Source organism: Sporosarcina sp. P16b, from assembly GCF_002743065.1.
Lineage (GTDB): Bacteria > Bacillota > Bacilli > Bacillales_A > Planococcaceae > Sporosarcina.
Map to the genome: position 1 here is coordinate 332,957 of NZ_PDYO01000002.1, position 13,679 is coordinate 346,635.

Consider the following 13,679-nt stretch of genomic DNA (forward strand, 5'->3'; position numbering starts at 1 on the left):
ATAGCTGTCCGATCCCCAACCTATAATTTTACGATAGAACACTCATGACTGTACGTACAGAATCAGCGGACTTTTGAAGCCCCATTTTCTCATCGTCAGTCAATTCAAGTTCTATGATCTTTTCAATACCGTTCGCACCTAATACAGTCGGAACACCTAAATAAATACCGTTCATACCATATTCGCCTTCTAGAAACGCAATTGATGGTAATACACGTTTTTGGTCTTTCAAAATAGCTTCTGTCATTTCAACCAATGCAGCAGCCGGCGCATAATATGCAGACCCATTGCCTAACAGATTGACGATTTCAGCTCCACCTTTACGTGTACGTTCTACAATCTCTTCCAGACGACCAGCAGAGATCAAGTTTTCAAGAGGCACACCACCAGCAGTCGAATAACGCACTAAAGGCACCATATCGTCTCCATGGCCACCTAAAACGAATCCTGTTACATCTTTCACGGATAGATTCAATTCTTGTGCGACAAACGTTCGGAAACGAGCTGTATCCAGTACACCCGACTGACCAATCACACGTTCTTTAGGGAATCCAGATTCTTTATACACAGTATACGTCATGGCATCCACTGGATTCGTCAGAACGATAATCTTCGTATCAGGAGAATACTTTACAATTTCAGCTGTCACGGACTTCATGACTTTTTGATTTGTCTGTACTAAGTCGTCACGGCTCATTCCAGGTTTACGCGCAATACCCGCAGTAATGACCACTACATCCGAATCTTTTGTATCCTCGTAATTGGATGTACCGATGATGTTGGCATCAAACCCCTGAACCGGACCAGCTTCCAACATGTCCAATGCTTTGCCTTTCGTCGGATTTTCCATTGATGGAATATCCACGATGACGACATCGCATAATTCTTTTTGAGCTAAAAGGAATGCAGTTGTTGCTCCAGTAAAACCAGATCCGATAACCGATACTTTTTTACGCTTCAATGACATGTAAAACTCTCCTTTTTCAGAACAAGATGGTAGAAAGAGGGGGATTCTCATCCCCCTCCTTCGTCATGCTTATAGGTTTTTGATTAGTGCGTCTGCAAATCCAGAAGTGCTTACTTCTTCCGCATTGTCCATTAGACGTGCGAAATCGTATGTCACTACTTTAGATGCGATAGATTTTTCGATAGAAGCCGTGATTAGATCAGCCGCCTCGTTCCAGCCAAGATGTTGAAGCATCATAACGCCTGATAGCAACACGGATGAAGGGTTAACTTTATCCAATCCTGCATATTTCGGTGCTGTTCCGTGAGTTGCTTCAAAGATCGCATGTCCAGACTCGTAGTTAATGTTCGCTCCCGGTGCGATTCCGATTCCGCCTACTTGTGCAGCAAGCGCATCAGAAACGTAGTCACCATTCAAGTTCATTGTAGCTACTACGTCAAATTCTTTTGGACGAGTCAGGATTTGTTGCAAGAAGATATCCGCAATTGCATCTTTTACGATGATTTTGCCTGCAGCTTCTGCATCAGATTGTGCTTTATTCGCAGCATCTGTTCCTTCAGCGTCTTTAATACGGTCATATTCTCTCCATGTGAATACTTTGTCGCCGAATTCTTCTTCAGCCAACTCGTATGCCCAGTTCGCGAATGCGCCTTCTGTGAACTTCATGATGTTTCCTTTGTGTACAATCGTCAAAGATTTACGACCTTCTTCAATCGTATAGTTCAATGCTGAACGAACGAGACGCTTTGTGCCTTCTTCAGAAATCGGTTTGATACCAAGTCCTGAAGTTTCAGGGAAACGAATATTTTTAACACCTAACTCGGTTTGAAGGAAGTTAATTAATTTTTTCACTTCGTCAGAACCTTCTTGGTACTCAATACCTGCATAGATGTCTTCTGTGTTTTCACGGAAAATAACCATGTCACAATCCTCAGGACGTTTCACGGGTGAAGGTACTCCTTGGAAATAACGAACCGGACGCAAGCACGTGTATAGATCAAGTTCTTGACGTAGTGCTACGTTCAATGAACGGAATCCTCCACCGATCGGCGTAGTAAGTGGTCCTTTAATCGCAATTAGATATTCTTTAATTGTGTCAAGAGTTTCTTGTGGAAGCCAGTCACCAGTTTCGTTGAATGCCTTTTCTCCTGCAAGAACTTCTAACCAATTAATCTTCTTTTTTCCGTCATAAGCTTTTTCAACAGCTGCTTCGATAACACGTGAAGCTGCATGCCAAATATCCGGACCTGTGCCGTCACCTATAATGAAAGGAATCGTTGCGTGATCTGGGACGTTTAAAACACCGTTAGTTACTGTAATCTTTCCTTCGTTAGCCATTATTGATATCCTCCTGAGTTCAAAATCAGTGGGCCGGTATACGAGATACCGCCCCACGAATTTACTATTTTTTATCGTTCATTGATTGGAACATACTTTTGCATGCCTGGTCCAACGTACTCTGCACGTGGGCGGATCAAGCGGTTGTTTTCGTATTGCTCCAGGATATGTGCAATCCATCCTGAAAAACGTGAAACAGCAAAAATAGGTGTGAAAATATCATGATCGATGTCTAATGAATGATATACCGAAGCGGAGTAGAAATCAACATTTGGAGGCAATTTCTTTTCTCCAGTGACAATTGCTTCGATCTTTTCAGACATATTGTACCACTTTTCTTCACCACGAAGAGCAGTCAATCGCTTAGACATTTCACGTAAGTGCTTCGCACGTGGATCACCTTGACGGTATACACGGTGTCCGAAGCCCATGATTTTTTCTTTATTAGCCAGTTTTTCACGAATATATGACTCGACCTTATCTTCATCGCCGATCTCCATTAGCATATTCATAACCGCTTCGTTTGCACCGCCATGTAATGGGCCTTTAAGAGCGCCAATTGCAGCAGTAACGCCAGAATACATATCAGATAGAGTAGCCACACATACGCGCGCTGTGAATGTCGATGCGTTCAATTCATGGTCTGCGTGTAGTACAAGTGCTTTATTGAATGCTTCTTCAGCGATATCAGCAGGCTCTTCCCCAGAAAGCATGTAAAGGAAGTTTGCCGCATAGCTTAAACCTTTTTTAGGTGCTACTGGCTCTTGTCCTTTTCTGATACGTGCGAATGCAGTAACTACAGTTGCAACTTTAGCTTGAAGCTTAACTGCTTTATTGTAGTTTTCTTCAGGTGACATATCTTCCGCTTTTTCATCGTATAATCCTAGAAGCGAGATTGCTGTACGAAGTGCCGCCATTGGATGCACTTTGTCGATCGGATACGTTTTAAAGTGGTCAAGAACCCCTTGTGGAATTGCTGCGTTATCTTCCAACTGCTGTTTCAATTCAGCTAGTTCCTTTTCGTTTGGCAAACGTTTATGCCAAAGTAGATAAACTACTTCTTCGAAACTAGCATTTTCTGCTAAATCATCGATACCATATCCTACGTATGTAAGAGTGTCATCGATAATGGAACTGATTTGAGTTTGTGCTGCCACGATACCTTCCAAACCTTTTGTTGCTGTCATGATATTCGCTCCTTCTTCCCAGTTTGGTCATCTCCCTGAAGCGGAGTGCAGAAACGATGACCATCTGCTAATTATATTTTATCTAAAACGCTTACAAAGTCCATTATAAGCAACTTGAACGGTTTTGTGAATGGTAAAGATGTTTTTTATTTATTATTATCCGAAAGGAATGGACAAATTCCCATGATATCCATCGACTCCAAACGCTTCCAAACCTATGCCCGTCAATGGTTACCGGCTATATTAATCATAATTTCTCTCATCGTGATTCCACCTGTTGGATTTGCGATAGTTTTCGCTTTCTTCACCGCTCCGCTTATGAATTCTTTAATAGCCCTTATAAAACTGCCGGCTTTTTTAGCTGCTTTACTCATAATGGGGATGCTTGCCTCTTTAGTATACACCTTCCTATTCCTATCAATCAATGGATTGATTTCTGTCATTTGGACAATGGAAGATCAATTAGGTGTAATTATTGAAATGATGGATAATCAAGGATGGAACCTACACGCGGCCGCAGAACAATTTATCCAACTAAGTCATGAAGCGGTGGAGGGGGTCATTAGTTTACTACAAAAGACTTTCCAGCAGATTTTCAGCACATTTTTATTTATTATTGCGTACTTTTTCGCTTTACGAGAAAGTGCTACCAATCGTTTTTGGTTTTTAGTGTACTTTCCTAAAAACTTCAGACAGGTAGCACGCAGGATTTTTGAGAGGTCAAGCCGTTTGATGGGACATTTTTTCTCCGTTCAAATTCGACTATTTATTATGACGTTTATTCTAATGGCTGCCGGTTTTTGGCTTCTCGATTTCGAGTCATTCGTAACTAAAGCATTTTTGATTTCATTAGTCGATAGTATTCCGTTCCTTGGAATAGGTCTCGTGTTTTTGCCGATGATTGCCTTTTCCTTCTATATTGACGACATGCATTCGGCTATTGGCTTAGTCGTTTTGTACATCGTTTTACTTGTATGCAGGCAGATGGTTGAATCCATATTATGGGCACACACCTTTAAATTACGCACTGTACATTCATTTGTTATTACGGCTTGCGCTGTTTATTTATTCGGATTATACGGCATCATGTTTTTACCATTCTTCCTATTTATTGCGTTAAAAGTTAAGGAACATCCTACGTTTACATAACTCGGATTTGCCCGTTACGTATTTTATTGTAAATCCACTTGACGATAAATGGGTACAGTATTTTACGTGGGCCACTAAACAACAATACTAATCCCATAATGTCTGTGATGAAACCAGGTATTAGTAATAATAAACCACCTAGTAAAATACACACGCTATCTACTAATGCTTTACCAGGAGTTTCTCTATTGGCCATACGGACCTGTAAATCACGCCATGCACGAAGCCCTTGTTTCTTCGCAAGATACGCGCCACCAATTCCTGTTATGATAATAATCAAAATCGTAGGCATGATACCGAGCGTTTTGCCTGAGATCATTAATAAAGCCAGTTCTGTAGTCGGTACGATAATAAATAATGCTACTAACCATTTCATATAGTGACCTCCAAAAAAGACCGCTTTCTCTTAACGAGAAGCGGTCTGTATGTTTTTACAATACTTTTGCGTGACCGTTGTAGATCACACCACTCGCTGCGTCCATTGTAATGTCACTGCCATTTTTAATAACAGATGTGATATTTTCCACCCCTACGATAACAGGTATACCAAGACTCAAACCAACTACCGCAGCGTGACTAGTCAAACCGCCCGTTTCAGTAATGATACCTGCACATCGCTCGATCGCTGCGAACATATCACGGTCTGTAGAATGCGTAACAATAATGTCGCCTTCTTTAATTTGTGTCAATGCTTCTTGTGAATTCTTGATGATTTTCGCTTTACCGAAAGCAACATTTTTGCCGATGCCTTGTCCTCGACCGATTAAATCACCGATCACATGTAATTTCATCAAGTTCGTTGTACCCGCTTCACCAACCGGTACCCCCGCTGTGATAATGACTACATCTCCATGCGTTACATATTGATGTTTTACACTCTCTTCGACTGATTCCTGAAGGATCCCATCGATGTCCAGTGCTTTTTTTCCAACGATTGGATACACACCCCAAACTAGCGTCAGCTTATTGGAAACCACTTCAGAACGTGTAACCGCTATAATTGGAACACCTGGACGGTATTTCGCAATCATCGTCGCTGTTTGACCACTTTCAGTTGGTGCTAAAATCGCTTTTACATTCAAGTTTAGTGCTGTATAAGACGCCGCTTGTCCAATTGCCTCTGTAAGATTTCCTTCTTTTTCTCTCGTTCTTGTGGAAACGACAGAATGGAAGTCCATAGATTCTTCAGTAGAAAGTGCGATCTTGCACATGACTTTTACAGATTCGACCGGATATAATCCAGCAGCCGTCTCACCCGAAAGCATGACAGCATCTGAACCATCCAAAATCGCATTGGCTACATCGCTTGCTTCCGCGCGTGTAGGACGTGGGTTTCTTTGCATAGAATCCAACATTTGAGTGGCTGTAATAACCGGTTTACCGTATTGGTTACATTTACGAATCATCATTTTTTGTACCAATGGAACTTCCTCAGCTGGAATTTCTACTCCTAGATCTCCACGAGCAACCATCAGACCATCGGATAATTGGAGGATTGCATCGAGATTGTCGACACCTTCCTGATTTTCAATCTTCGGTACGATATGGATATGTCCACCATTATTATTTTCCAGTAGTTCACGGATTTGAATGACGTCAGATGCACGACGGACAAAAGAAGCCGCGATAAAATCGACGCCTTGTTCAATACCGAACAAGATATCTTCTTTGTCTTTATCCGTAATTCCCGGCAATTGAACGGAAACATTCGGAACGTTAACACCTTTATTATCTTTTAAAGGACCTGCGTTGATCACTTTGGTGTGGATCAAACCTTTTTCCGTATCCTTACCTGTTACTTCAAGTTCGATTAATCCATCATCTAGTAAGACAAATGAACCACGTTCCACATCATGAATTAACTTTTCGTAGGTAACGGAAAATGTTTCTGCAGTGCCGAGTACTTCTTGCATCGAAATATCTACTGCTTGTCCACGCACCAATTCAATTTGACCATCTTTCATTTTATGCGTCCGAATTTCAGGACCTTTCGTGTCAAGTAGAATTCCTACCATTTTTTCTTTTTCTGCTGCTGCTTTGCGGATTCTTTCAATACGTACTTTATGCTCTTCTTGGGTGCCATGGGAGAAGTTTAGACGTGCAACGTTCATCCCTGCGTCAATCAGCTTTAGTAGTCCTTCATATGATTCACTTGCTGGGCCGATTGTACACACAATTTTTGTCTTTCTCACTACTTATCGCTCCTCTGCGTCATGTCGACTCTGACTAATTAAATAGATATTGTTTCTGCTAAATCTACTAATGACAAATCCAACTTTTCTCGTTTAATAAAGACTTCCTCTAAGTTATAGTCTACCACTTTATGATTTCTCATACCAACAGCAGAACTTTTCTTTCCGGATAACAATGTTTCAACAGCTCTTGCACCGTATTGACTAGCAATTACCCGATCTCGGGCAGATGGCGAGCCGCCTCGCTGCATATGTCCTAAAATGGATACACGGGTTTCAATACCCGCTTCTTTTTTTAGTAGTTCTGCCAGTTGCGTGGCAGACATCATACCTTCCGCTAATACGATAATACTGTGCTTTTTACCACGACTCGTACTGCTCCTTAGGCGTTCAACAATAGCGTGTATGTTAAATGGCTTCTCAGGCAGTATAATCGATTCAGCACCGCCACCAAGCCCTGCCCATAACGCGAGATCACCTGCGTCACGACCCATTACTTCAATAATGAAAGAACGTTCATGAGATGTTGCAGTATCTCGGATTTTATCAATTACTTGGACTACGGTATTCAATGCAGTATCAAAACCAATCGTAAATTCTGTTCCGGTAATATCGTTATCAATTGTAGCAGGTACACAAGCACAAGGAACACCCAATTTCACAAGTTCATTGGCTCCTTTGAACGACCCATCTCCACCAATGACGACCAATCCTTCAATCGCATGAAGCTTGATTTGCTCCATTGCTTTGGCACGACCTTCTTCCGTCATGAACTCCGGACATCTTGCAGATCGCAATATCGTTCCGCCACGCTGAATGATATCTCCGACTGAACCAAGCTGGAATTGCTCGATTTTACCGTCAATCAATCCTTGATACCCATTGAACACACCGGAAACTTCCACCCCTTCGAAGAGAGCTTTCCTGACTACGGAACGAATGGCCGCATTCATTCCCGGTGCGTCGCCACCACTTGTTAAGACCGCAATTTTTTTCATGTCGATCCCATCCTTTAATCATGTCTTGTATGTACGAGCAAAAGACGCGGTTGCCCGCATCTTTTATTCCGAAAAGACGCCAATACTCCGGAATTTATTATATCGATTATCAATCAATTCATCTGATGTCAATTCGCATAATGTTTTCAGTGATCTTCGTAGCGTGCTACGGATTTCTACCGACTGTTTGTTTGCATCGCGATGTGCTCCGCCAAGTACTTCGGGAATGATTTCATCAATAATATTCATTTCTTTCAAATCGGGTGCAGTAATTTTCATCGCTTCCGCTGCTTGTTTAGCCAGTGATGGATCTTTCCACAAAATAGACGCTGCACCTTCCGGGGAAATAACAGAGTACGTAGAGTTTTCAAGCATATGGATATGGTTTGCTACACCGAGAGCCAGTGCACCTCCACTACCCCCTTCTCCAATAACGATGGAGATAACAGGGACTTTTAAACCAGCCATTTCAACTAGATTACGTGCAATTGCTTCACTTTGTCCTCGTTCCTCTGCCGCTTTACCAGGATATGCACCTTTTGTATCGATGAAACAAATAATAGGACGATGGAACTTTTCCGCTTGCTTCATTAGGCGAAGCGCTTTACGATATCCTTCGGGATGCGGCATACCAAAGTTTCTTCTAACATTTTCTTTGGTGTCTTTTCCACGCTGATGGCCAATGATTGTAATGGGCATTTCCTCAAATGAGGCGATTCCACCGATTATCGCTTCATCATCTCCAAAGTTGCGATCTCCATGAAATTCGATAAAGTCTTCGAACAAACGAGTAATATAATCCATTGTCGTCGGTCTTTCAGGGTGTCGGGCAACTTGTACACGATCCCAAGGCTCCATACTTTCATAGATATCTGTTTCCAACTTAACTAGACGATTTTTCAAATTGACGATTTCAGATGAAAGATCTACGTCATTGACTGCGGTATACTCTTCTAGTTCATTAATTTTTTCACGCAGTTTTACGATAGGTTCTTCAAATGCAAGTGTTTTACTCATACGAGTACAGCCCCCTTTCGTGCGTGAAGCTTCAAGATTTTATTCATTTCTTCTGGCATATCGTTGCGATGGACTACAGCGTCCAATTGCCCGTGATTCAATAAGAACTCCGCTGTCTGGAAATCTTCAGGCAGTTTTTCACGTACGGTTTGTTCAATTACTCGACGCCCTGCAAACCCGATCAAAGCTTTTGGCTCTGCAAGATTAATATCACCAACCGAGGCAAAACTCGCGGATACACCACCTGTAGTTGGGTAGGTCATGATGGAAATGTACAATAACCCTTTATTGGCATGTCTTTCAAGAGCAACACTCACTTTAGCCATCTGCATCAGACTAATTACACCTTCTTGCATACGGGCACCACCACTTGCGGAAAAAATCAACATAGGAATACCTAATTCCGTAGCTTTCTCTACAGCTCTCGTAATTTTTTCGCCAACTACTGATCCCATAGACCCCATTCGGAAATGTGCATCCATGACTGCAACGGCTACTAGTGTATCTTGAATCCTTCCGACGCCAGTCAGTACGGCCTCATTCAAACCTGTTGCTTTTGCATCAGCTTCTACTTTTTCTGTATAAGAAGGGAAATCTAGCGGATTCTCTGTTTTCAAATGATCATCCATTGATTCAAAGCTACCCTCATCAAATAAGTGATCGATCCGCTCTTGTGCCGTCATCTTATAATGATGCTGGCAAGAAGGGCAAACCTTACCATTCTTCAACAAGTCCTTCGTCAAAATCACATGCTTGCACTCCGGACATTTCGTCATAATTCCTTCTGGCACATCTGCTTTACTTTTGGCAGAAGGTATTGTATGTTGGTCTACTTTTGATTTCTTTTTAAATAATTCTTTGATACTCATTCCGTTTCCCTTCTTTCTCCCTCAACTTGATCCATCCATTTTTCATAACAAATTAAGGCTTTTTCCTTATTACCTGCCATCATCTCATCCAGCAGTTCATGCACTATAGCTATTTCCTCATCAGCCTCAATGGCTATATCAAAAGAAACACCGCTATACTGTTTTAGTAAAAACCAAATTTTCAAGGAGAGTCGATTTTCAGTAGCGACAATGGTTTCGCGCACCATATCTTCACGTGAAAACACTGACTCTCCTTCTCTCAACCTACTTTGCATGCCTTCCCAAACAGGAAGCATGCGCAATTCTTCATTTTCTGTGACTGTTGTAATTGCTGCCCGCTCATGGATCATCCTTGTATCTACTACATCTTGGATTGACCGTGCTTGCTGCATAATAAACGTCGAGAGAACTTCCACTAATTGATGTTTTTTGAAATCGGATAGGAACGTTCCTTCGCCTCGCCTCGTCTCAATGAGGCCTAGCAATTCCATACTTCGCAACGCTTCGCGTACTGCGGTTCTACTCACTTGTAGCTTTTCTGCTAGGTGACGTTCAGATGGTAACCTATCGCCGTATTCGATTTTTTGTTCGCTAATCAGTGATTGTAGTTCTCCGATAATATCCAAAAAACGCTTGGATGATGATTGTGAATTTTGCATGAGGAGAACTCCTTTTTCATACCTTCAGCAGAGTGGTCTGACCACCCTGCATACAAGCATACAAAAAAGTCGGCACCACGTAAAGCAATATCGTGAAATTACAAGTGTTTTTATTTCGTCATTTTTCTTGCCGACTGAACGCTCACTTACTAAAAAGTCGAAGTATGGTCAATCGTGACGTGGATTGCGTCATGATTGACCATAGAGTCTATACTCGTATGTTTTATTCTCCCGAACGATGGAGCGGCAACAACTGTTCTACTATCAGTTGAACAGATTGATTTCGAAAATCTATGCTTCCTGAAATTTGAACAAACGCTCCCTCTTTTAAGTGGACGCTGATCTGTGCGTATTGTTTCGGAAACAAAGTACAGGAAATTTCTCCAGTCTCATCTTGTAACGTAAGAAATGCCATCGCTTCGCCTTTTTTGGTACGAATCCGTCTAATCGACAGAATAATCCCCATACAGTGCACTTTAGTTCCTTGACGTAAAGAAACTAGAGATGTAATGGTCGCTAGTTGATTGGATGCATTTCGCTTCAATTGTTCAACAGGATGCTCGGACAAATAAAACCCTAATGTATCATGTTCAAAACCAAGCTTTGTCATCTGATCCATTGTGCCGCCCGGTGTATATTTAGGTTGCGAATTAAATTGGAACTGTTCGCTTAATGCATCGTCGCCTATGAACAGCGCATGGGAATGAGCGGCATCTATTGAGGCAAGGAGTACGGAACGCTTCTGATTAAAATCGTCAAGCGCGCCTGCTTTAATTAACGGAATGACAGTTTTTTCTGTGAAGTAATCAGCCCCGAGTGCAATCGCCATGTCAAACATAGAAGACCAGTTCCCCTTCTCACGCGCTGCAGCCAATTGCTGATAGAAGGCGAACGTAACCCCTTTTATAGCGCCTAGGCCTAGACGAACCGCATGTCCTTCGACTGTATGTGAATAGCGGCTTTTCGTAACTGACGGAGGTAGGATCGGAATACCTTTTGCCTTCATTTCACGAATTACTTCCGTCATCTTCTCTTTACTTCCTGTTAAAGAAGATAAAAATGCTGCGTAAAAATATGTCGGTTCATTTGCTTTAAAGAATGCCAGTCGATAGGAAATTAGTGAATAGGCTACAGCATGACTTTTCGGAAATCCGTAATCCGCAAATTTAACGATCAGATTATACACGTCGTTTGCCTTTACCTGATCGAATCCTTTTTTACGTGCACCGGCAGTAAAGTGCTGGCGTTCTTCTTCCAATACTTGCTGATTCTTCTTACTGATCGCTCGTCTTAGAAGATCGGCTTCCGCCATAGTGAAGCCCGCAATATTCACCGCGATTTTCATGATCTGTTCTTGATAAATAATAATGCCGTACGTTTCGGCTAGAATAGGTTCGAGTTCGGGTATGTCATATACTGTCGGTTCTTGTCCATTTTTTCGACGACTATAAAGAGGGATAAACTCCATAGGACCCGGACGGTACAAGGCGTTGACTGAGTAAATATCTTTAAAGTTATCGGGCTGTATCGTTCGAAGGGCGCGACGCATACCAGGCGATTCAAATTGGAAGATCCCTGTTGTATCTCCTGCTTTAAATAGTGCGTATGTTGCTTGATCAGTGAGTGGTATCTGCTCAAAGTCGATGATCTGCTTTTTATTGTATTGAATCATGGCACGGATTCTATCGAGTAGTGTGAGGTTTCGCAACCCAAGAAAGTCCATTTTCAACAAACCGACTTCTTCTACATCTTTCATCGCCCATTGAGTCAGGAAGACTTCATCGGATCCAATCTGCAGTGGGACATAATAAACGAGCGGTTTCGCAGCAAGCACGACACCTGCAGCATGGGTTGACGCATTTCTCGGTAAATCTTCTAAACGTTCTGCAGCTTGTTGCCATATTTTCCTTCGGGGCTCCACTTGAATCCAGTCACGTAATTTCTTGGACTGCATGATCGTTTCTTTAAACGACTGTCTACTATTCAATTCATTGGACATGAAACGCACTTCTTCCGGTGTGAAATCCACCACTCTGGCAACATTTCTGGCAACGGCTTTCGTTGAAAGTGTACCGAATGTGATAATCTGTGCGACATATTGTTTTCCGTATGTTTCCGCTACATAATTGACAACTTCCGTTCTGCGATGATCCGCGAAATCGATATCTATATCAGGCATGGTCACTCGTTCGGGATTCAAGAAGCGCTCAAATAACAATCCGTATATAATGGGATCCACTTCTGTGATACCAAGTGCAAATGCTACTAAAGAGCCTGCCGAAGAGCCACGTCCTGGACCTACCAAAATTCCTTCCGTTTTTGCGTAACGTACATAGTCTTCTACTATTAAGAAATAATCTGTGAAGCCCATTTGTTCAATAATCGATAATTCATAGCGTAGTCGCTCTTCATACTCTGGCGAAAGTGTTGGGAAGCGTTGTTGCAATCCGGTCCGACACTGTTCTTCCAGCAAATCAATGGACTTTTTGCCATCTACTACAGGAAACTTGGGAAGTAAAAAATCTTCTTTCTGGATCGTCACATTACAGGAATTCATAATGTTTTCCGTTGTCTGTAACCATTCCGGATACTCTCTGAACCAATTTGTAAGTTCTTGTAGTTCAGGCAAAAACGCTTGTCTATAACGATTAGGCGGTTTTTTTGAATCATTTAATTTATAGCCTTTCCGAATGGCTGTAGCGACTTCATAAGCTTGAAAGTCTTCTTTATGAAGAAAGCGTGTTTCGTGACAAGCCGCTATGGATAATTGACTTTCCTTACTCAACTGCATGATGGCAGCTTCGTCAGTATGGGCCCCTCCACCCGGCCGGCTGATTCCAATAAATGTTGAAGTGCTGGAAACGTTCTCCGTTAGTAACTGCAGTACATGTAGAGTACGCGCATTCGCCCAGGATGAATCGGTCATCGCACATATCATGATGCACCCTTCTCTATAGGCGTGGAGCCAATTCAGCGGTAAGTTTTCTTCTTGACGTGTCGAAATAGCACTGCTCATTTTCAGCAGATTGGAGAAGCCTGTTTCGTTTTGCGCATAAATGTATACAAGCACTTCATGATCTGCGACTTCTAACATAACGGACAATCCAATTATGGGTCGGATGCCGTATTTACTCAGCATTTTACTAAATGATCGCACGCCATATAATGTACTATTGACGATAGCAGCAGAAGAAGCCCCTCTTTTTTGCAAAAGAGGAGCCAGTTCATCTAACTTTACGATTCCACGCAATAAATCTGCGCCTGTTACAATTTGCGGATACATCAGGTTCATTTCAATCCCTC

At 42.1% G+C, this 13,679-nt stretch carries 11 protein-coding genes; 1 reads left to right on the forward strand and 10 read right to left on the reverse strand.

Features of this window, described 5'->3' with window-relative positions; translation table 11 throughout:
* Positions 1–28 precede the first annotated feature (28 nt).
* The 3 genes from mdh to citZ all read right to left on the reverse strand — a co-directional run bounded on the left by mdh (position 29) and on the right by citZ (position 3,492).
* Positions 29–967 (reverse strand): malate dehydrogenase, encoded by a 939-nt coding sequence (gene mdh / locus CSV77_RS04750; RefSeq protein ID WP_099629659.1) that lies wholly within the window; start codon positions 965–967, stop codon positions 29–31.
* Between the two features lie 69 nt (positions 968–1,036).
* Complete coding sequence (icd, locus tag CSV77_RS04755; protein WP_099629658.1) at positions 1,037–2,305, reverse strand: NADP-dependent isocitrate dehydrogenase; 1,269 nt, start codon at positions 2,303–2,305, stop codon at positions 1,037–1,039.
* A gap of 71 nt (positions 2,306–2,376) precedes the next feature.
* A complete protein-coding gene (gene citZ / locus CSV77_RS04760; RefSeq protein WP_099629657.1) occupies positions 2,377–3,492 on the reverse strand; it encodes a citrate synthase in 1,116 nt (371 codons plus the stop codon).
* A gap of 183 nt (positions 3,493–3,675) precedes the next feature.
* Here citZ and CSV77_RS04765 point away from each other — a divergent pair, with 183 nt between their 5' ends.
* Complete coding sequence (locus tag CSV77_RS04765; RefSeq protein ID WP_099672494.1) at positions 3,676–4,641, forward strand: AI-2E family transporter; 966 nt, start codon at positions 3,676–3,678, stop codon at positions 4,639–4,641.
* Here the strand turns inward: CSV77_RS04765 and CSV77_RS04770 are convergent.
* The 7 genes from CSV77_RS04770 to CSV77_RS04800 all read right to left on the reverse strand — a co-directional run bounded on the left by CSV77_RS04770 (position 4,634) and on the right by CSV77_RS04800 (position 13,668).
* Positions 4,634–5,017 carry an FxsA family protein gene (locus CSV77_RS04770; protein ID WP_099672495.1) on the reverse strand — a complete coding sequence of 128 codons (384 nt, stop codon included), beginning with the start codon at positions 5,015–5,017 and terminating at the stop codon, positions 4,634–4,636. The genes CSV77_RS04765 and CSV77_RS04770 overlap by 8 nt on opposite strands.
* Before the next feature lie 55 nt (positions 5,018–5,072).
* Positions 5,073–6,833, reverse strand: a complete 1,761-nt coding sequence (gene pyk / locus CSV77_RS04775; RefSeq protein WP_099672496.1) for a pyruvate kinase — start codon at positions 6,831–6,833, stop codon at positions 5,073–5,075.
* Positions 6,834–6,871: 38 nt separating this feature from the next.
* Positions 6,872–7,831 (reverse strand): 6-phosphofructokinase, encoded by a 960-nt coding sequence (pfkA, locus tag CSV77_RS04780; protein WP_099672497.1) that lies wholly within the window; start codon positions 7,829–7,831, stop codon positions 6,872–6,874.
* Positions 7,832–7,894: 63 nt separating this feature from the next.
* Entirely contained in the window at positions 7,895–8,848 is a 954-nt protein-coding gene (accA, locus tag CSV77_RS04785; RefSeq protein WP_099629652.1) for an acetyl-CoA carboxylase carboxyl transferase subunit alpha, read from the reverse strand.
* A complete protein-coding gene (gene accD / locus CSV77_RS04790; protein WP_099629651.1) occupies positions 8,845–9,717 on the reverse strand; it encodes an acetyl-CoA carboxylase, carboxyltransferase subunit beta in 873 nt (290 codons plus the stop codon). The genes accA and accD overlap by 4 nt, the downstream gene beginning before the upstream one ends.
* Positions 9,714–10,376 (reverse strand): FadR/GntR family transcriptional regulator, encoded by a 663-nt coding sequence (locus CSV77_RS04795; protein ID WP_099636442.1) that lies wholly within the window; start codon positions 10,374–10,376, stop codon positions 9,714–9,716. Before CSV77_RS04795 ends, accD begins: the two co-directional genes overlap by 4 nt.
* A gap of 223 nt (positions 10,377–10,599) precedes the next feature.
* On the reverse strand, positions 10,600–13,668 hold the full coding sequence (locus tag CSV77_RS04800; RefSeq protein WP_099672498.1) for a DNA polymerase III subunit alpha: 3,069 nt from the start codon (positions 13,666–13,668) through the stop codon (positions 10,600–10,602).
* Positions 13,669–13,679 lie beyond the last annotated feature (11 nt).

What these genes read in the sequence shown, in the direction of transcription:
- citZ (WP_099629657.1), bottom strand. Translation starts at nt 3,492, where the DNA reads ATGACAGCAACAAAAGGTTTGGAAGGTATCGTGGCAGCACAAACTCAA.
- icd (WP_099629658.1), bottom strand. Translation starts at nt 2,305, where the DNA reads ATGGCTAACGAAGGAAAGATTACAGTAACTAACGGTGTTTTAAACGTC.
- CSV77_RS04795 (WP_099636442.1), bottom strand. Translation starts at nt 10,376, where the DNA reads ATGCAAAATTCACAATCATCATCCAAGCGTTTTTTGGATATTATCGGA.
- pfkA (WP_099672497.1), bottom strand. Translation starts at nt 7,831, where the DNA reads ATGAAAAAAATTGCGGTCTTAACAAGTGGTGGCGACGCACCGGGAATG.
- accA (WP_099629652.1), bottom strand. Translation starts at nt 8,848, where the DNA reads ATGAGTAAAACACTTGCATTTGAAGAACCTATCGTAAAACTGCGTGAA.
- accD (WP_099629651.1), bottom strand. Translation starts at nt 9,717, where the DNA reads ATGAGTATCAAAGAATTATTTAAAAAGAAATCAAAAGTAGACCAACAT.
- mdh (WP_099629659.1), bottom strand. Translation starts at nt 967, where the DNA reads ATGTCATTGAAGCGTAAAAAAGTATCGGTTATCGGATCTGGTTTTACT.
- CSV77_RS04765 (WP_099672494.1), top strand. Translation starts at nt 3,676, where the DNA reads ATGATATCCATCGACTCCAAACGCTTCCAAACCTATGCCCGTCAATGG.
- CSV77_RS04800 (WP_099672498.1), bottom strand. Translation starts at nt 13,668, where the DNA reads ATGAACCTGATGTATCCGCAAATTGTAACAGGCGCAGATTTATTGCGT.
- CSV77_RS04770 (WP_099672495.1), bottom strand. Translation starts at nt 5,017, where the DNA reads ATGAAATGGTTAGTAGCATTATTTATTATCGTACCGACTACAGAACTG.